This window comes from Microvirga ossetica (assembly GCF_002741015.1).
GTDB classification, from domain to species: domain Bacteria; phylum Pseudomonadota; class Alphaproteobacteria; order Rhizobiales; family Beijerinckiaceae; genus Microvirga; species Microvirga ossetica.
On sequence record NZ_CP016616.1, the window covers coordinates 3,571,681 to 3,590,226 of the forward strand.

18 protein-coding genes and 1 pseudogene are annotated in these 18,546 nt (G+C 63.5%); 13 read left to right on the forward strand and 6 right to left on the reverse strand.

Annotated elements, in window-relative coordinates; all coding sequences use genetic code 11:
• Window positions 1–79: 79 nt before the first annotated feature.
• The 7 genes from BB934_RS16895 to BB934_RS16925 all read left to right on the forward strand — a co-directional run bounded on the left by BB934_RS16895 (window position 80) and on the right by BB934_RS16925 (window position 7,767).
• The gene (locus tag BB934_RS16895) at window positions 80–877 is read left to right on the forward strand and encodes an SDR family NAD(P)-dependent oxidoreductase (RefSeq protein WP_099510684.1); all 798 of its coding nucleotides are present in this window, start codon (window positions 80–82) and stop codon (window positions 875–877) included.
• 3 nt (window positions 878–880) lie between these two features.
• Window positions 881–3,301: a thiamine pyrophosphate-dependent enzyme gene (locus BB934_RS16900; RefSeq protein ID WP_099510685.1), complete on the forward strand. Its 2,421-nt coding sequence runs from the start codon at window positions 881–883 to the stop codon at window positions 3,299–3,301.
• On the forward strand, window positions 3,301–4,323 hold the full coding sequence (locus tag BB934_RS16905) for a C-terminal binding protein (RefSeq protein WP_099510686.1): 1,023 nt from the start codon (window positions 3,301–3,303) through the stop codon (window positions 4,321–4,323). Before BB934_RS16900 ends, BB934_RS16905 begins: the two co-directional genes overlap by 1 nt.
• 71 nt (window positions 4,324–4,394) lie before the next feature.
• Window positions 4,395–5,060 (forward strand): amino acid ABC transporter permease, encoded by a 666-nt coding sequence (locus tag BB934_RS16910; RefSeq protein WP_099510687.1) that lies wholly within the window; start codon window positions 4,395–4,397, stop codon window positions 5,058–5,060.
• Between the two features lie 18 nt (window positions 5,061–5,078).
• On the forward strand, window positions 5,079–5,747 hold the full coding sequence (locus tag BB934_RS16915) for an amino acid ABC transporter permease (RefSeq protein WP_099510688.1): 669 nt from the start codon (window positions 5,079–5,081) through the stop codon (window positions 5,745–5,747).
• Between the two features lie 87 nt (window positions 5,748–5,834).
• Window positions 5,835–6,638 (forward strand): transporter substrate-binding domain-containing protein, encoded by an 804-nt coding sequence (locus BB934_RS16920; protein ID WP_099510689.1) that lies wholly within the window; start codon window positions 5,835–5,837, stop codon window positions 6,636–6,638.
• A 73-nt stretch (window positions 6,639–6,711) separates the two neighbouring features.
• Window positions 6,712–7,767, forward strand: coding sequence for a malate/lactate/ureidoglycolate dehydrogenase (locus tag BB934_RS16925; RefSeq protein WP_099510690.1), 1,056 nt, complete (start codon window positions 6,712–6,714; stop codon window positions 7,765–7,767).
• A 233-nt stretch (window positions 7,768–8,000) separates the two neighbouring features.
• Here BB934_RS16925 and BB934_RS16930 read toward each other — a convergent pair whose 3' ends face one another.
• On the reverse strand, window positions 8,001–8,420 hold the full coding sequence (locus tag BB934_RS16930; protein WP_099510691.1) for a hypothetical protein: 420 nt from the start codon (window positions 8,418–8,420) through the stop codon (window positions 8,001–8,003).
• A 350-nt stretch (window positions 8,421–8,770) separates the two neighbouring features.
• Here BB934_RS16930 and BB934_RS16935 point away from each other — a divergent pair.
• The 3 genes and pseudogenes from BB934_RS16935 to BB934_RS16945 all read left to right on the forward strand — a co-directional run.
• A pseudogene (locus tag BB934_RS16935) lies at window positions 8,771–9,260 on the forward strand (sulfatase-like hydrolase/transferase); the annotation flags it as partial.
• Window positions 9,261–9,700: 440 nt separating this feature from the next.
• Window positions 9,701–11,380, forward strand: a complete 1,680-nt coding sequence (locus BB934_RS16940; RefSeq protein WP_099510692.1) for an MFS transporter — start codon at window positions 9,701–9,703, stop codon at window positions 11,378–11,380.
• A 197-nt stretch (window positions 11,381–11,577) separates the two neighbouring features.
• Window positions 11,578–11,763 (forward strand): hypothetical protein, encoded by a 186-nt coding sequence (locus BB934_RS16945; protein WP_099510693.1) that lies wholly within the window; start codon window positions 11,578–11,580, stop codon window positions 11,761–11,763.
• 18 nt (window positions 11,764–11,781) lie between these two features.
• Here the strand turns inward: BB934_RS16945 and BB934_RS16950 are convergent.
• Window positions 11,782–12,923, reverse strand: a protein-coding gene (locus tag BB934_RS16950) for an IS3 family transposase (RefSeq protein ID WP_418294697.1) whose coding sequence is annotated in 2 segments (ribosomal slippage) — window positions 11,782–12,665 and window positions 12,665–12,923 — 1,143 coding nt in all. Because the reading frame shifts where the segments join, the coding sequence is not laid out codon by codon here.
• 79 nt (window positions 12,924–13,002) lie between these two features.
• Between BB934_RS16950 and BB934_RS16955 the strand changes: the two genes are divergently transcribed.
• The gene (locus tag BB934_RS16955) at window positions 13,003–13,284 is read left to right on the forward strand and encodes an alpha/beta hydrolase (protein ID WP_157934209.1); all 282 of its coding nucleotides are present in this window, start codon (window positions 13,003–13,005) and stop codon (window positions 13,282–13,284) included.
• Window positions 13,285–13,302: 18 nt separating this feature from the next.
• On the opposite strand, the gene BB934_RS16960 is transcribed toward BB934_RS16955, so the two are convergent.
• Window positions 13,303–14,286, reverse strand: a complete 984-nt coding sequence (locus tag BB934_RS16960; RefSeq protein ID WP_099507925.1) for an IS481 family transposase — start codon at window positions 14,284–14,286, stop codon at window positions 13,303–13,305.
• A gap of 315 nt (window positions 14,287–14,601) precedes the next feature.
• On the opposite strand from BB934_RS16960, the gene BB934_RS16965 reads away from it, so the two are divergent.
• Together BB934_RS16965 and BB934_RS16970 are read left to right on the forward strand one after the other, a co-directional pair.
• Complete coding sequence (locus BB934_RS16965) at window positions 14,602–15,258, forward strand: dioxygenase family protein (protein WP_099512937.1); 657 nt, start codon at window positions 14,602–14,604, stop codon at window positions 15,256–15,258.
• A gap of 184 nt (window positions 15,259–15,442) precedes the next feature.
• The gene (locus BB934_RS16970) at window positions 15,443–17,068 is read left to right on the forward strand and encodes a phytoene desaturase family protein (RefSeq protein WP_099510696.1); all 1,626 of its coding nucleotides are present in this window, start codon (window positions 15,443–15,445) and stop codon (window positions 17,066–17,068) included.
• A 53-nt stretch (window positions 17,069–17,121) separates the two neighbouring features.
• Here the strand turns inward: BB934_RS16970 and BB934_RS16975 are convergent, their stop codons facing one another.
• The 3 genes from BB934_RS16975 to BB934_RS16985 all read right to left on the reverse strand — a co-directional run bounded on the left by BB934_RS16975 (window position 17,122) and on the right by BB934_RS16985 (window position 18,389).
• Window positions 17,122–17,430, reverse strand: a complete 309-nt coding sequence (locus BB934_RS16975; RefSeq protein ID WP_099510697.1) for a hypothetical protein — start codon at window positions 17,428–17,430, stop codon at window positions 17,122–17,124.
• Between the two features lie 86 nt (window positions 17,431–17,516).
• Entirely contained in the window at window positions 17,517–17,822 is a 306-nt protein-coding gene (locus BB934_RS16980; RefSeq protein ID WP_210422104.1) for a helix-turn-helix domain-containing protein, read from the reverse strand.
• Window positions 17,823–17,852: 30 nt separating this feature from the next.
• A complete protein-coding gene (locus BB934_RS16985; RefSeq protein ID WP_099510698.1) occupies window positions 17,853–18,389 on the reverse strand; it encodes a P-loop NTPase family protein in 537 nt (178 codons plus the stop codon).
• Window positions 18,390–18,546 lie beyond the last annotated feature (157 nt).

The following is an 18,546-nucleotide window of genomic DNA, read 5'->3' on the forward strand; positions in this document are numbered from 1 at the left end:
CAATTTTGTGGACAAAGGTTGTTATAACAAGTTGAGGCACCAACCCGGCAGAAACGGGGACGCCCCAGAGGAAAACGCCATGCAGGTCGACCTCCAAGGGAAGGTCGCACTGGTGACTGGCGCAGCGCAAGGGATCGGCCGTTCCATAGCCGATACGCTGGCGCGAAACGGCGCGCGGGTCATCTATACGGACCTCGACATCGATCGTGCGGTCGATGCTGCACGCACCTCGACTCCATGCGACGAAGGTCATCTCGCCTTTGCAATGGATGTCTCTGACGGACCCTGCATCGACGCGACGGTCGCCGAGGCGGCAGCGGCGGCGGGCCGGATCGACATTCTCGTCAACAATGCCGGGATCGGGGTGAAGGCGGCGGATCGAAAAACCATCGACGAATTTCCGGTCGACACTTGGGAGGAGATGCTTCGGATCGACCTGACCGGGGTGTTTCGCGTCAGCCGTGCCGTCATTCCGCACATGAAGTCCCAGCGCACTGGTCGGATCATCAACATCGCATCCGTCCTCGGCCTTGTGCCGATGCGTCTGCAAAGCTCCTACGTCGCCGCAAAAGCGGGAGTGGTCAACCTGACCCGCTCGATGGCGCTCGAGCTGGCGCCCCATGGCATCCTGGTCAACGGGATCGCGCCGGGCTCGACGGCGACCGAGGGCTGGAAGCGCTGGGTCGGCGACGCGAAGAGCGAGGAGCTCGACCTTCATGCGAGGCTTCTGTCGCATATCCCCCTTGGCAGGCCTGCCTCTACGCAGGAGATCGCGAACGGCGCCCTTTTCCTCGCAGCCCCGGAAAGCTCCTACATCACAGGACATATCCTTCCCATCGACGGCGGCTGGACCGCCGGCTTCGCGCGGGATTTCTGAGCCATGGCGCCATTGCAGCGGGACACCGGCGGCGGAGAACTCAGCAACCGGTTTCCGCTGCCGGATGGGCTATCCTCCGAAGCAATGGTCGGGCTCTACAGGAGCATGGTTCTCCTGAGGAAATTCGAGCTGGCGGCACAGGTCGCGTGCCGGACGGGAGAGACGCCGGGCTTCCTCCACCTCTATGTGGGCCAGGAAGCGACTGCCTCCGGAATCTGCGCCCACCTGCAGCCGACCGACTGGATCACGTCCACGCATCGCGGTCATGGACACGCGCTGGCAAAGGGCATGGACCCGCGCGTGCTCATGGCGGAACTCTATGGCAAGCACGACGGATGCTGCGGCGGACGCGGCGGCACCATGCATCTGTACGATCCGGCGATCGGTCTCTTCGGGACGAACGGTCTGGTGGGAGGCGGCATCCCCTCGGCGGTCGGTGCAGCGATCAGCGCCAAGTATCGAGGCACGCGTGATGTTTCCGTCGCTTTCTTCGGAGACGGAGCGACCAACCATGCCGCCTTCCATGAATCGCTGAACTTCGCCGGGGTGAGGCGGGCTCCGGTGGTGCTGGTCTGCGAGAACAATCTCTACGCGACGGCAACCGCTCTCTCGTCGGTCACTCTCAATCCCGAGATCGCGAGCCGGGCGGCGGCCTATGGCATCCCGGGCATCGCCGTCGACGGCAACGACGTGGTGGCGGTCTGGCAGGCAGCTCGCGAAGCGGTGGAGCGCGCCCGCGAGGGGCACGGACCGACCCTGATCGAGGCGAAGACCTACCGCACCGTCGGCCACCACGAGGGCGATCCCGTAGTCGGCATGTACCGGACGCAGGAGGAAGTGGACGAATGGGCCAAGCGGTGCCCGGTCGAGACCTTCAGGCGCCGGATCATGGAGGATTACGCGATCGTCACAGGACGCGAGCTCGATCAGATCGACGAGTCCGTCGACGCTTCGGTCAAGGCCGCAATCGAATTCGCCCGCCGATCGCCTGAACCGGAGCCAAGCACCTATTCGCTTCACGTCTTCGCGGACCCGATCAATCCGCCCGAGGCGACGGCACCGACGCCCCGAGGCCGTCCCACGGTCGAAACGGGCTGGCTCGATGCCGTCAGGGAGGGGATCGCCGAGGAGATGCGGCACAACCGCAACCTGATCTATTTCGGGGAGGGAACCGGCGAGCGCGGCGGCACCTTCGCGCACACCAAGGGATTGTACCAGGAGTTCGGCAGGGACCGCATGGTCGACACGCCGATCTCGGAACTCGGCTTTACCGGCGCGGCGCTCGGCGCGTCCGCCACGGGCACCCGCTGCATCGCGGACCTCATGTTCGCCGACTTCCTGTTCGAGGCAGCCGGACAGATCGTCCTGCAGGCGGCGAAGCTGCGCTACATGTCGAACGGCCAGATGCAGGCCCCCATGGTCATCCGCGTCGGCGCGGGTGCTGTGCGCTCGGCTGGCCCCCACCACTCGGGCACCTACCATCCGGTATGGGCGCATGTTCCGGGTCTCGTGGTCTGCCTTCCGTCGACGCCGGCCGACGCCAAGGGACTGATGAAGACCGCCCTCCGAGCCCGCGATCCGGTCATCATGCTGGAGACGAAGGCGCTGTTCTCGTCGAAGGGGCCTGTGCCGGAAGGCGAGCATCTCGTGCCTTTCGGACTCGCACGGATCGCCCGGAAGGGGACCGACCTCACCATCGCGAGCGCCGGACAGCTCGTCATCAGGTCGCTCGAGGCCGCCGACATCCTGGCCGAGGGCGGCATCTCCGCCGAAGTCATCGATCTCCGGACCATTCAGCCGCTCGACGTCGAGACCGTGGCTGACAGCGTCAGGCGCACCCATCGCCTTCTCGTCGTCGATGAGGCGTATGCCATGTTCGGGGTTGGCGCCGAGCTCGGCCAGTCCATGAACGAACTCTGCTTCGATCACCTGGATGCTCCCGTCGCCCGTCTTCACACAGCGCCCGTTACCCATCCGTTTGCACCGTCCCTCGAGCGCGCCATGCTGGTGTCCACCGACCGCATCGTCGCCGCCGCGAGACGCCTTGCGCAGGGCGAGGTCGATCCGATCGACCGTGTGGGCCGGTTCTCCGCAGAGGCCAGACACACGGCACCAGTGTCCGATGACTTATCTGTGCGGCGGCCCCGTCCCGAGGCCGAGGTGCCTGCGCGGGGCACGGTCGACGGCACCCCGATTACGATGCCCTTCGGCGACCTGACGGTGAGCGAGGGCAAGCTCGTCAAATGGTATCGCCGACTTGGAGAAAGCGTGACGCAGGGCGACCACGTGGCAGACATCGAGACAGACAAGGCCGTTGTCGAGATCGAGTCCCCCGCCAGCGGAATTCTCGCCGAGATACTTGCAAGGGACGGGGCGACGGTCGCCATGGGATCGCCGATCGGTATCGTTCGGGAGGTGAACTGATGCGCATCCTGCTGTCCCAGTTCAGGCATCCCGACGACCGGATCGAGCGGGAGGCGATAGGCAGCGAAGGCGAACTCATCGTTCAATCGGTCAACGATGGCGCGTGGTGTTCGGTACCGAAGGATGCACGTGCGAGCATCGACGGCATCATCCACTCGCCTCCGGGCACAGACGTAGACGGACCGCCCTCGGAGTATCCGAACGTAAAAGCGCTTGTCCGCTCCGGGGTCGGGTTCGATGGACTGAACCTTGAGGCCTGGGGCCGCAATGGCACGGCCGTCTTCAACGTCCCGGATTATGCCACCTCGGAGGTCGCCGACCATGCGATCGCGCTCATGCTATCACTCACCCGGGGCGTGTTCACCTACAACGATGCCATCAGGGCCGATCCGGCAACCGGATGGACACAGGGCATCGCGCCCGCCGTCCGCCGCCTGCGGGGCGCGGTCTTCGGGATCGTCGGTCTCGGCCGCATCGGACTGGCCACGGCAATCCGGGCACGCGCCTTCGGCATGCGGATCGCCTTCCACGACCCGTATCTGCCATCCGGCATGGAGATCGCCGTCGATACACAGCGATGCGCGAGCCTCCACGAATTGATCGCGATCTCGGACGTGGTCAGCATCCATGCCCCCTCGAACGAGGAAACACGCGGCCTCATCGGCGCGGGAGCGTTGGCGCATGCCAAGCCCGGTCTTGTCCTGGTCAACACGGCGCGCGGCTCGCTCGTCGACCTCGACGCGCTTCACGATGCCCTCAGGACGCGGCGGATCATGGCTGCGGGGCTGGACGTCCTGCCGACCGAGCCTGCCGATTCCACGCATCCGCTGATCAATGCATGGCGTCGTGGTGAGGACTGGATCAATGGACGGCTGGTTCTCACGCCGCATGCTGCATTCTACTCGCCTTCGTCCGTCATCGACATGCGGGTGAAGAGCGTCGAGACCGTCCTCCGACACATCCGGAGCGGCGATCTCTCCAACTGCGTCAACAGGGAGTTTCTGGTGCGCCGCCCGGTGTGATCCAGGGAAAGATCCACAGGCTCCGGCACGATCCCAGGCGTAGAGGCTGGGGCAAGGAGATAGGTGAGCCATTGAACTACACGTTCCAGTTCGGCACCGTGATTGACCACTTTCCGGACCTCCTCGCCGGGGCCGCGCTGACGATCCGCCTGTCCGCGCTCACGATGGTCTTCGGGTTGGCCATCGGCATGGCGTGTGCGGTGGCCAAGGCCTACGGTCCACGGCCGCTCCGGTGGCTGGCGACGTCTTACATCGAGCTCATCCGCAACACGCCGTTCCTGATCCAGCTCTACTTCGTGTTCTTCGCGCTCCCTCACCTCGGGGTGCGCCTCAGCCCCAACAATTCCGCCTTGCTCGCGATGGTGATCAACCTAGGCGCCTATTCGGCTGAGATCGTACGAGCCGGCGTCGAGTCTATCCCGCATGGCCAGATCGAGGCCGGACGGGCGCTCGGGCTGAGGCCGATCCAAATCGTCCGGTTCCTGATCCTCTTCCCGGCCCTGAAGGCAGTCTATCCGGCGCTGACAAGTCAGTTCATTCTTGTCCTCCTCGGATCGAGCATCGTCTCCGCCATCGCCGCGGACGAGCTCACCGCCGTCGCCAATACCCTCAATTCGCAGACATTCCGGAGCTTCGAGATCTACACGATCGTGACCCTCATGTACGTGGTGATCGTGTTCGGGTTCAGGGCGATATTCACATCGATCTATGCCTTTGCCTTCGCGAGGCGCGGATGATTTCGAGAGGCACGGGAATTGCTGAGAACGTTCACTCTCAACGAAGTTTGGATTCTCGTCCTGGCCGCCCGATGGACGATCGCCCTGTCGCTCGCGGCATTCGCCGGTGGGGGGACGGTCGGGTTCGTCCTCGCCATCGCGAGGATCTCGCCCTTCAGGGCGCTGAGATACATTGCATCCGGCTACATCCAGTTCGTGCAGGCCATACCGGGCCTCATGCTCCTGCTCCTGTTCTACTACGGCCTGAACCTGTTCGGCATCCGGATCGACGCGTGGACCGCGGCGGTGCTGGCGTTCACCTTATCGACAAGCGCCTTCTTGGCCGAGATCTGGCGCGGTTGCCTCCAGGCCGTTCCCGCAGGGCAATGGGATGCGGCCCGATCGCTCGGGCTGACCTTTCCGAAGGCGCTGATCCTGGTGATCATCCCGCAGGCGGTTCGGATGGCCTTGCCGCCAACGGTCGGGTACATGGTGCAGGTCGTGAAGGGAACCTCCCTGGCGGCCCTGATCGGATTCACGGAACTCGCGAAGGCCGGTGCTCAGATCAACACCGTCACCTTCGAGCCCGTTCTGGTCTTCGGGACGGTAGCGGGCATCTATTTCCTGATCTGCTGGCCCCTGTCGCTGCTCAGCGGTTATCTGGAAAGGCAGTTGAAGGTCGGTCACGTGAACATCCAGGCCATGTGATCCGAAGAGGTACGGCGTGCTGGCCGGAGAAGCCCGCGCGCGACGTATGACCGCCACGAGGGCGGGCTGAAAAGGAGGGAGGAGACCATGGGTATGCGAGGAATCATGAAATCCGTGCTCGCGCTGACGGCGATGGCCATCGTCGGCCTGTCGGCAGAGACTGCCAGGGCCCAGACCGTCGACGAGATCATCAAGCGCGGCAAGGTCGTCATTGCCATAGACACGACGGTGCCGCCCTATGGCATGCTCGACGCCAACAATCAGCCGACCGGTATCGACGTCGAGGTGGCGAACCTCATCGGCAAGAACCTCAAGGTTCCGGTCGAGCTCGTCACGGTGAACTCGCCCGGGCGTATTCCCGCCCTGCTCAGCAACCGTGTCGACATGGTGGTCGCGATCTTCTCGATCACGGCGGAGAGAGCACTCCAAGTGTCGTTCTCGATCCCGTATGCGGGCCAGTCCGCTGTCCTCATTGCTCCCAAGACGGCTAACATCAAAGGGCCGGATGATCTCAAGAGTCTGAAGGTCGGCGTCACGCGCGGCGCGCTTGAGGACGGTGCCCTCACGCAAATGAACCCAGCCGGCATGAACCTGCTTCGGTTCGATGACGGCCCATCGGTCTCGCAGGCCATGCTTTCCGGCCAGATCGATGCCATGGGGGGAGGGGATTACGGCGAAATCTATCTCCGGAAGGGCGCCAAGGGTGAAGAGTACGAGCAGAAGTTCCCCCTGAGGGCGGCCCACTTCGGGATCGGCATCCGCCGCGGAAACCCCGATCTGCTGCAATGGCTGAACACATTCGTCTATCAGATCAAGAACAGCGGCGATCTGGACGCGATTTCCCGCAAGTTCCGCAATGGCCAGCCCATGATCCCGCTGCCGGTCTTCTAGGAACTGCAAGCTGGAAGGGATGCCGCCGAACCGGCATCCCTCGTCAACCGCGACACTCTACCGAGGAAGGCCGATGAGCCTCACTTCTACGCCCGTGATCGTCCCAGCAGATAGGCTCAGAGAGATCGTCCGGACGATCTTTTCGGCGGCCGGGTCGTCGGAGCGGGAAGCGGGGCTCGTCGCCGACCACCTTGTTGGGGCCAACCTGCGCGGCCACGATTCCCACGGGGTGAGCATGATCCCCGCCTACGTCGCCAACGCACTCGACGGAAGCCTGGTCCTGAACCAGGCCTTGTCCGTCGCATTCGACAGCGGTGCGCTCATCATTTGCGACGGCGGCGTGGGTATCGGCCAAGTCATGGCCCACGATGCGATCGAGGCCGGAATCGAACGGGCCGCGGGCACCGGCGCGTGTATCGTGGGACTGCGGAATTCGCATCACATCGGCCGCATCGGTCACTGGGCCGAGCAGTGCGCAGCGGCTGGCTTGGTGTCCATCCATTTCGTCAATGTCGTGAGTACCCCGGCGGTCGCGCCGTTCGGCGGCACCAAGGCACGTGTCGGCACCAATCCGTTCGCGGTCGGCATCCCTCGAACCGATATGCCTCCCGTCGTCGTCGATTTCGCGACCAGCCGCCTGGCGGCCGGGAAAGTTCACGTGGCCTTCAATCAGGGCGTTTCCATTCCTGAAGGAGCCTTGCTGGACGCGGACGGCCACCCGACGACCGATCCGTCCGCCCTGTTCTCGGACCCGCCGGGCGCCCTCTTGCCCTTTGGGGAGCATAAGGGCTGGGGGCTGTCCGTCGCTTGCGAGCTTCTAGGTGCGGCGCTCATCGGCGGCAAAACCCAGTCAGGCCCGAAGCAGGGCAACGCCATCGTAAACTCCATGCTGTCCATCCTCGTCTCGCCAGACCGCCTCGGCACAAGAGCGAATCTCGACGACGAGACGAACGCGTTCGTCTCGTGGGTTCGGTCGGAGGCAGACCGCGCCTCACAAATCCTAATGCCGGGCGACCCGGAGCGGGAAACCAAGCGGTGGCGCGAGGCTAACGGCATACCAATCGACGCGCGGACCTGGCAGGAGATCGAGGCAGCGGCTGAATCCGTGGGCGTGCCAAGACTTGCCTGACCTGTCGAGTTCATCCGCGGTTTCGGATTTCACCGCGCTGCCGGCAATCGAGTTCGCTCGCCCTTCTCGAACAGGGCGCCCACTGGCCGCACCACGGACCAACGTCCTCTCCTGCTCGTATCATTCCAGGCTCTCCCGTCGACCGCACACGCCCTGACTCAGGCTGAGCCACCGCTCAGTGGGGTTCGGGCAGCAGGAGGTTCGAGGCCCTGTAGCTGAAGCGCGACGAGGCGTCAGATACCGATCCCCTTCACCTTGGTGATCATCTCCCAATTGTCTCCGGCCGCGATGATGCATGTCTTGCCGTCTGTCGCGGTCATGACCATCGACCACGAGCCGGACGAGGAGGCAAAGACCTCAAGGACCTGTCCGGACTGAACCAAGCCGATCCCGACAGGGCTTTCCTTGTATTGGTCGGACAACGCCTCCACGAGTTTGTCTCGAGGGCCACATGCCCCTTGAGCATGAGCGGATTCGTGCCCAAACGTGACTAGGCAACCAAGTGTGAGGATCGCTGCAAGCGGCCGGCGGATCGAGGCGTATCGTGGACGAGCAGAGACCCTGACTGGGATCGGCTGCCGATCGATGAAGAGTGCCTCGAACCAGTTGGCCAGCTTCGGGATGGAGATTAGGGGAATGATCTTCACGCTCATCGAAACCTCCTCTTGCTGACTCCGAGCGTCACACAAGGCCTCGCGGCCTGCTGTGACCTGCGTCACACAATCTCTTTTGGCGATTTCGCGAAGGCACGAAACAAGCGCATCATCATTCGTCCGATGTACCCTGCGCCCAACAGGCCAACTGTATGCTCCCCTAGAAGCCTCCCGAGCAAGCGTGTCCGCAGGTCGAACTAGGGTTCATTGTTCCGCATGCCGTCCGCGAGCTCTGAGGGGTGTCGCAAGAATGACAGAACTTGTGCCATCACAAACTCAGAGACGGCCTCGCCGATATGAATTGCAGCATGCGTTACTTGCAAGCGCTCCTCGCTGATGGCCGCGAAACGAACGAGATGGCGGACTCGTGGTTCGGCAAGGACCACAACACGCCCTTCTATCAGGCGACCCAGGCCGGGCCGGTCGACCAATGGCCGAACGGCATGGGCTTCGAGTACTTTTATGGCTTCGCCGGCGGTGACACCAGCCAGTGGCAGCCGAACCTCTTCCGCAATACGACAGCCATCTATCCCTTCCAGGGCAGTTCCGGCTGGAACCTGACCACCGCCATGGCCGACGAGGCCATGCAGCACATGAGGGAACTCAAGGCCGTCACTCCGGACAAGCGCTTTTTCGTCTACTACGTACCCGGCGGCACGCACGCATCAACCGACGCCGGAGTGGATCAAGAAGATCAGCGACATGCATTTCTTCGACGAGGGCTGGAACAAGCTGCGCGAGACTATCTTCGCCAACCAGAAGCGGCTGGGCATCATGCCTGCGAATGCCCAATTGACCCCTTGGTCGAAGGACCTGCCGGAGTGGGATTCGCTCAGTCTCCCGCTCCAAGGGCAAGCGGCCGGATCCGGACGATGATGAGGCCTACCCACTCTTCGCCAATGATGCCGATCCGTGTCGGCACAAGTTCTCCGCCAAGAATGTGTCAGATCGCAATGAGGTTCAGGACGCACTCGCTCGTATGCACCGGATCGCGGTGCAGCGGACACAGCAGGTGAGGCCCTCTCAGCCAAGTGGCGTGGCGGAGCGGCCGCCGGCCCAGCTATGGGAGGTTGCTGAGCATCGAGGCGATGAGCTTCGTCCAGTGTTAACACAGCATAGGGGCGGGCAGGGATCTCCTGCTGTCTAAGCCCAGAAAGTGAAGCCCGTCCCAGCGCGCCAGCCATCTCCAGAGACTTGATCGCCGCCATGCAGGAGATGTGGTAGGTCCTACCTAGTCGCCCTTGGGCTGACTCTGGCCCTGACCTCAGATCGAGTTTTCCATGCCGACAAAAGACGCTGAAGGATCGGACAGGCGGGCATCCTCTTTGTCCCCCTTCCGGCATCGCATCTTTCTCGCTGTATGGCTTGCAAGTCTCGCCTCCAACTTCGGGGGGCTGATCCAGTCGGTGGGGGCGGCTTGGCTGATGACGTCCATCGGCGCATCGGCGAATCTTGTTGCCCTGGTGCAGGCTTCGACGACGCTTCCGATCATGCTGTTCTCGCTCATGGCCGGCGCCATTGCCGACAACTTCGACCGGCGCATGCTGATGCTCGCCGCGCAGATCTTCCTGCTCGCAGTTTCGGTGGCCCTGACCCTTTGCGCTTATTTTGGCCTGGTAACACCCTGGCTGCTGCTCACCTTCACCTTCTTGGTTGGCTGCGGCACCGCCTTCAATGGACCCGCCTGGCAGTCGCTGGTGGGCGAGATGGTGCCCCGCTCCGACCTGCCGGCCGCGATCGCCCTTAACAGCATGGGCTTCAACATCGCGCGCAGCGTTGGCCCGGCGCTCGGCGGTATCATCGTCGCAACGATCGGTGCCTTCGCCGCCTTTGCGGTGAACGCGCTCAGTTATCTCGGGCTGATCGTGGTCCTGGCACGCTGGCAGCCTGTTCGGCCGCCGAGGGCTTTGCCGCCGGAGACGCTTGGCAGTGCCATGGCGGCAGGGATCCGCTATGTTGCCATGTCTCCCAATCTCGGCGTGGTGCTCTTGCGGGGAGCGGCGTTCGGTCTGGCAGCCATTGCGGTTCAGGCCCTGATGCCACTCATCGCCCGTGACCTGATCCAGGGAGGACCGCTCACCTATGGCCTCCTGCTCGGAGCCTTCGGCGCCGGTGCGGTCGGTGGGGCTCTTCTCAGCACCCGTCTGAGACAGGCCCTGTCACTCGAGGCCCTCGTCCGCGTTGCCTTCATCAGCTTTGCCGTCTGCGCGGCTGTTGCGGGGCTGAGCAACCTTGCAGCCCTGAGCATCGCGGCAATGGCTCTGGGCGGGGCCAGCTGGGTGCTGGCGCTCTCCAGCTTCAATGCCACCGTGCAGCTGTCCTCACCCCGCTGGGTGGTTGGCCGTGCCCTTGCGCTCTACCAGATGGCAACCTTCGGCGGGATGGCCCTCGGCAGTTGGATCTGGGGCGTGGTGGCCGACCGGTATGGGACAGCGGATGCTCTGCTGATCGCGGCAGGCATGCTGGTCGGCGGGGCCGCACTCGGCGTGCGCCTTCCTCTGCCCGAGCTGAAGATGCTGAACCTTGATCCGCTCAATCGGTGGACGGAGCCTAATCTCGCAATCGACGTTCTGCCGAGGAGCGGCCCGATCGTGATCACGATCGAGTACGTGATCCGGGAAGCGGATGTGGTGGCGTTCCTCGCTGTGATGGCGGGACGGCGGCGGATCCGGCGTCGGGACGGGGCACGCCATTGGACGCTATCGCGGGATTTGGAAAACCCCGAAATCTGGATCGAGCGCTATCACAGTCCGACCTGGCTGGACTATGTGCGGCACAATCAGCGCATCACGCAGGCTGACGCCGCCGTGGGCGAGCGGCTCAGGGCGCTGCATCGAGGGCCGGACAAGCCGCGCGTTCGCCGCATGATCGAGCGCCAGACCGGCGGGCCGGGTCCGGACCCTCGATCTCAAGCCCATGACCTAACCGAGCCGCTCACCGATCCGGCCCGATCGTCCTGAGGCCATAATGTGGCGCGTCCAAGCTGCCGAAACGGATCCGGCTCTTCCTGTCGGCCGGCGTGCGGCATCGGCGATGCACCCCCGCACGAGCTCACTGGACGCACTTGCTGCCATGTCTCGGGCATCGTTTAGTGATGTGCCGCTATATGTAACCGCCGAGTCCGTCAAATCCGTCAACCGGGTGTCAGCAGATCCCTATGGCCCGTCGCTTTCGCCTTCTCGCCCTCACCGTGCTCGCTCTCTATGCCTGTGCGCTTGCCGTGCTGTTTGTGAACCAGCGCAGCCTGCTCTATCCGGCGTCCGATCGGCGTGCCACGGCGTCCGAGGCAGGACTCGTCGGCTTTCAGGATCTGGTCCTGCCAACTGGATTTGCTTCGGTTTAGTGGAGAGCGGTTTGGTAGCTATCCGGCCAGCCTTTCGAACTGAGCCGGACTGACATAGTCCAGTGTCGAATGACGCCGGACGGGATTGTAGAAGCCATCGATGTAACGACCGATCGCCTTCCTGGCCTCGGCTCTCGTCTGGAAGACGGTGCGCCAGACCAGCTCGGACTTCAAGGTCTTGAAGAAAGTCTCGACCACGGCATTGTCGAAACAATTGCCTGTCCCGGACATTGAGATCCGGATGCCGTGCTTCCGCAACTCGGCCTGATACTCGATCGAACAATATTGACTGCCGCGGTCCGCGTGATGGGTCAGCCCCTCACCGGGTCTTCGGATCGCCAGAGCCTTGCGCAGCGCCTCGAGCGCCAGTTCCTTGTGCAGCCGGTCGCTCACCGCCCAGCCAACCACCCGGCGCGCGAAGAGATCCAGGACCACGGCCAGGTAGAGCCAGCCCTCGCTCGTCCACACGTACGAGATATCCGCGTTCCATTTCTGGTTCGGGCGCTCGGCCGAGAAGTCCTGCTCGAGCAGGTTGGGAGCAATAGGAAAGGCGTGGTGGCTGTCGGTGGTGCGCTTGAAGCGACGTTTCTGCCGGGCCTTGAGCCCATTCTCGCGCATCAGTCGGGCCGTCCGACGGCGCCCGATCGGCAGGCCCTGATCCTGGAGTTCGCGCGTCATCCGTGGGCTGCCATAGGTGCCATTCGATTCTCGAAAGGCGGATCGGACATGGGCGAGCAGCACCAGATCGTCGCGCTGACGCTGGCAGGCCGGACGACTTCGCCAGGCAAAGTAGCCGCTCTGGCTCACCTCAAGAACCTGGCACAGGCGCTGGATGGGGAATTCCGCTTTCGCCGCATCGATGAACGTGAACCTCATCGACTTCCCTCCTTGACGAAAAAAGCGGTGGCCTTCTTGAGGATGTCGCGCTCTTGCCGCAGCACCTCGTTCTCGCGACGGAGGCGCTTGAGCTCGTCCATGACATCCTCATTGGGCGGCGGGGCCGACGAAGGCCGCATATCCTGGTGCTCCGCCATCCAGCGCGCGAGCGTCGAACGGTTCACCCCAAGATCGTCGGCGATCGCGCGTTGCGAGCGCCCACTCGTCAAAACGAGGCGGACGGCCTCATCCTGAAACTCTCTCTTAAAACGGGTCTTCGGCATGGAGATCCTCCTGCTTCATCAGAAGCTCTCCATTTTTTCGAAGCAAGACCACTATTGGTATGTCCCTGTCCGGTGGCTGATGCTGGACCAATTTCGGTCCCTCGAGACCATCCTGGCCGTGAAGGCGCCGATCCTGATCCTGCACGGCACCGAAGACCGCATCATTCCCTTCGCGTTCGGCCGACAGCTCTTCGACGCTGCGTCCGAGCCGAAGCGCTTCGTCCGTATCGAGGGCGGCAACCACGCCCGGAACTTGGAGCAGGGTAGGATGGCTGCGGTGGAGGAGTTTCTTGCGGCCATCGAGTCCCGGTCGCCAGACCGGGCCTCCACGGGCGCCGTCACGCCCGCGCGAGCGCCCTAGGCCTGGAGCCGACGCTGACTAGCTGTCTGGATGCGAGACCTCCTTGGCGCGAGCGACGACCCTGAGGGCTGGCGACAAAGCGTCTGAATCGGGCGGCTTGTAGCGCCGGTTGGCCCGCTTCGGCTCGGCGGCCAAGCGGCTGTGCACCACCTGCTCGGGGGATCGTCCCTTCAACACGCGTTGGCGTCTCTGGTTATAGGCTTGGTTGAAGCCCTTGAGCAGCGTCTCCAGATCCCGGTGGCTGTAGATCGTAATGCCCAGCACCTCGCGCTGCACCCGCCCGTTGAAGCGCTCCACAAGGCCATTGGTTTGCGGCGTGTACGGCTTGGTCCTGCGGTGCTCCACCTTCAGTTTGCGGCAGGCGTCCTCGAAGCCGTCGGCGGTGAAGCAGGAGCCGCGGTCGGTGAGCACGTGCGTGATCTTGAACGGGAAGGCACGCACCGCCTCATTCAGGAAGGCGATCGCGCTGGTGGCCAGTTCGTCGTCCTTGACGGCGAGATGCACCCAGCGTGAGCAACGGTCGATGGCGACATACAGGAAGCGCTTGCGGCGCTCGCCATTTGCGGTCTGCAGCTTGGGCAGGTGCTTGATGTCCATATGCACGAAGCCGAGATCGTAGTCCTTGAAGGTGCCGCTCTTCCGCTTGTGCTGCTGCGCCGGCAGGCGTCCCAAGCCCTCAGCCTTGAGGATGCGGTAGACGGCATCGCGGTTGAGATGTGGCAGGAAGTGCGTGACGATGAAGGTGATGTCGTCGAGCGGAAAGCCGGTGGCCTGGCGCAGGGCGCAGACGATGGCGCGCTCTTCCTCCGTGGCTTTCCAGGGCAGCTTGTGCGGCCGGCTGCTATGGTCCTGGCAGTCCTGCGCCCCACGTTTGCGCCACTTGCGGACGGTCTCGGTGCTGACGCTGAAGCGCTGGGCCAGCACGCCGGTGGGCTCGCGCGAGCGGGCGATCTCCTGGCGAACGGCTGGGGTGGTGCGGGCTTGCGGATGAAGGGAGTGCATCACGTCCTCCTTCGACGAGGGGCTCGGCGTCGCAGGCCATCGAAGCGCCAAGTGTACTCCTCAATTGCGTAACGCACCCGATCCCAACAACGTTCCGCTACCAAACAGCTAGGCAAGGTCGCCTCGGGCGCGAGGGCGATATTCGTTGTGACGTCGCTCGATACGAAAGCTCGCTGGACTTGCCTGCCCCGTCCCTGCCCCTGGAGCAGGACCATTGGGACTTTCATCACGTTCATGCGATGTAAGATGCGTGAACTGGCTCGAGGGAGCTAATGGTCTATGCTGCCAAGCGGTGATCTGCGCCGGAGTTCTGCGATGACCAATCATCCTGCTCTCCATCTTGATCGACGGTCTTTGGTGATCAAGGTGGCCGTCGTGTCAGCTTCTGTTTCAATCCCGCGGGGCCTGATTGCAGCTGAGCTCGTCCCGACGCCAGGGCAGACGGAAGGCCCGTTCTACCCGATCGAGTTTCCGCCCGACATGGATAACGACTTGGTGAAGGTCACAGGCCAAGCCACGCAGGCTGTGGGTCAAGTGATCCATATCTCGGGGCGTGTGCTGGATACCCGCGGACAGCCACGGCCGGGAAGTGTAGTCGAGATTTGGCAGTGCGATGCGAAGGGCATCTATCGCCATCCGCGCGCAGGAGGGCAGGGGCGCATCGATCAGGCTTTCCAGGGCTATGGCCGCACGTCCGTGGACGAGAAGGGCCAATACCGGTTCCGCACCATCCGGCCGGTGCCGTATCCCGGTCGGACGCCGCACATCCATTTTGCCGTGCACGTGCCGGGGCAGGGACGCCTGGTCACGCAGATGTACATCGAGGGCGAGCCTCTCAATGCACGCGACGGGGTCCTCAACAGCATTCGTGATCCTCAGGCACGCCTCAGCGTGATCGTTCCCTTGGCTTCCAGGCAATCACCTGAGCCGGGCGCTCTCCACGGGCGCTTCGACATCGTCGTGGCGGTCTAGGTGGCCTTACATTTAACTGGCCAGCGAGCCGAACAGCGTAAAATGCCAGCGCGAGAAGCTGAAATTCGTCAACGAGGCGGTGAACGGACCTCCGCACAGATCCAATTGACCGTTCTCTTTGACCTGTCTCTTACCCTCCAGATGCCGATATCTTGGTCTTAGGGTGTATCGGCAGGAGGATGCTGTGACCGAAAGCTATGATGTGGTGATCATCGGGGCAGGGCATAACGGCCTCGTCTGCGCCTGCTATCTCGCAGCCGCGGGCCTGAAGGTGAAGGTGGTCGAGCAGCGCTCCGTGGTCGGAGGAGCGGCCGTGACGGATGAGTTTCACCCGGGCTTTCGCAACTCGGTCGCATCCTACACCGTCAGCCTCCTCAACCCGAAGATCATCCGCGACCTCGATTTGCCCCGCCACGGCCTGAAAATCGTCGAGCGCCGCTTGGCCAACTTCTTCCCGCTGCCGGATGGCCAGTACCTCAAGACAGGTGAGGGCGTGACGCGCTCCGAGATCGCCCGCTTCAGCCCACGCGATGCCGAGCGCTACGACGCCTATGCGGCCGAGATCGACGCCATTGCGGATGTGCTGCGCGATCTCACCCTGCAGCAACCGCCCAATCTCGTGGACGGCGGCTGGCGCGCAGCTCTGTCGGAAGGCTGGAGAGCTTTTGGCACCGGCAATCGCCTGCGCCGGCTGTCCATGACCCAGCGGCGGGCCCTGCTCGACCTGTTCACCAAGTCGGCCGGCGATTACCTCGACGGCTGGTTCGAAACCGACTGCGTCAAGGCCGCCTTCGGCTTCGACTCCATCGTCGGCACCTTCGCCAGCCCTTACACCCCCAACACCGCTTATGTCCTGCTGCACCACGTCTTCGGCGAGGTGAATGGCAAGAAGGGGGCGTGGGGCCATGCCATCGGTGGCATGGGGGCGATCACGCAGGCCATGGCCAAAGCTGCTCGCGAGCGTGGGGTAGAGATCGAGGTCGATGCGCCCGTCCGGGAGGTGATCGTCGAGAAGGGCAGGGCAGTGGGCATCGTGCTCAAGGACGGTCGTTCCATCCGCGCCCGGACCGTGGCCAGCAATGTTCATCCAAAGCTCCTCTTCGACCAACTGGTGCCCGAGGAGGCGCTGCCGCCGGAGTTTCTCGCCCGCATCCGACGCTGGAAGTCAGGCTCCGGCACCTTCCGCATGAACGTCGCCTTGTCTGAATTGCCGAGCTTCACCGCGCTGCCCGGCCGAGAGCTTGCCGATCACCACACGGCGGGCATCATCATTGCCCCCTCGCTCGCCTACATGGACCGGGCCTATGACGATGCCAAGCGGGAGGGCTGGAGCCGCGAGCCGATTGTCGAGATGCTGATCCCCTCCACCCTCGATGACAGCCTGGCGCCGCAGGGCCAGCATGTGGCGAGCCTGTTCTGCCAGCACGTGCAGCCGGTCCTCTCCGATGGTCGCTCCTGGGACGATCACCGCGAAACGGTGGCCGACCTGATGATCGCGACGGTGGACCGCTATGCTCCCGGCTTCCAGCAGAGCGTGCTGGGGCGCCAGATCATGAGCCCGCTTGATCTCGAGCGCACGTTCGGGCTCATCGGCGGCGACATCTTCCACGGCGCTCTGACGCTCGATCAGCTGTTCAGCGCCCGGCCGATGCTGGGCCATGCCGATTATCGGGCACCGTTGGCAGGGCTGTACATGTGCGGTTCGGGCACCCATCCCGGTGGTGGCGTCACGGGCGCCCCGGGCCACAATGCAGCACGGGCAATCCTCGCAGACAGTGGTCGGCGCCGGTTCGCAGGTCTGACGCGATAGGACCTGCAGCATGGGCAAGGCAGCACAGCCCGGCGCTGTTGGAAGCTCTGCTGTTAATCGCGCACGAGCGTCGAAGCTTGCTCTGCTGCCGCACTTGAGGACATCCATGCATTGTCGGTCCCGGTCAATTCTGCGGTCTCGTGACGCTCAATCCAAACCCACACCGCCAGATCGGCATCCATCGACCGGCGTGCCAGCCAATAGCTTTCGGTCGGGCACCGGTATACCTCCGGGTAGGGACGCAGGAATTCAGTCACGGCCGCCATTGCGTCGCCGTATGGGACAAAGCCCTCGCCAAGCCAGCCGTTGTCGAGTGGCTGACCGGATCGTCCGACAAGTTGCCACCGAACACGGTAGGCCATGGGGAGGGTTCCAGTATCACGAGGCCTAACATGGCATGCCAGCCGGGGGCTGACAGGGGCTGATGCGGTTGGCCGCTGCCGCTGGGTCAAATGTCGTTGTCGCTCGTCAGCTGATCCGGCCGCAGGCCCTCGTCGGGAGGACCGGAATGTCTCAGCCGAACGCCGGGCCCTTCACGGCCATCTGCCTCGAGGAAGATCACACCTTGATCCTCCAGGGCGACCCGGATGGCCGCTACAGCAGCTTCGGACGCGCCAGGATCACCTTCCGCCTCAGCCCGCTGGACAGTCAGGATGGACAGGCAGGTGCATCCGGCAAGTACGGCTTGGGACAGTCCGAGCAGCGCCCGTCCGGCGCGCAACTGAGCGGATGTAACCGGTCTCTCTTGCATCATGACCGTGCCTCGGCTGATTTCAGGATAGCACTATAACGACAGAATGTGGTGGACTTGATCACAGGTTGAGCATTCGCCTGTCATGGGCATGACAGGACAGTTGAGCTGTGCCAGCCAGTTAGCGTCGGTCTCAAGTGTTCGCCCACTGGTACCCGTGTCATAGCCGGCAGCCGATCGAAGAAAGGCCCGATGCTGCTCATACATCGAGCCGCCAGGCTCAATCTCGCGTCCGAAGCGCTCCCGTTCACGTACACGAAGGCGCGCCAGTCTAACCTCGGCAGGGAGGTACAGAAAGACCACAAGATCAAAGGACGGAATTAAGGAGTCGCCCCAACCGACGATCGAACCGGAGAGCACCCAGTTTCCAGCCCAACGGGTCGCGGCTTCGAGCATCAGCACTCGCTCGGCTGCCGCTCGTCTGGTTTGGTAAGGCGGAGCCGTCGGAAGCCAATACACATCATCCGCATCCACGTGCTGACACTCCAGCCGTTGGGCAAGAGCCTGCCCGAGCGTGGATGAGCCGCAGCCTGCTGCTCCGAAAATGTGGACGCGCTCCAAAGATCGCATCGTCCGGTCCTGCGCACCAGCACGCACAGAAGTTTAGTCCGCGGAACCCACAGAACAAGGCAGAGATTGGACAGTCCGCTAATTCGCACTTCCGGCTTCAAATCGGTTTCTGTGACCGACCGAGGGAGGCAACCTCATTGGACGGCTTCGTCCAAGC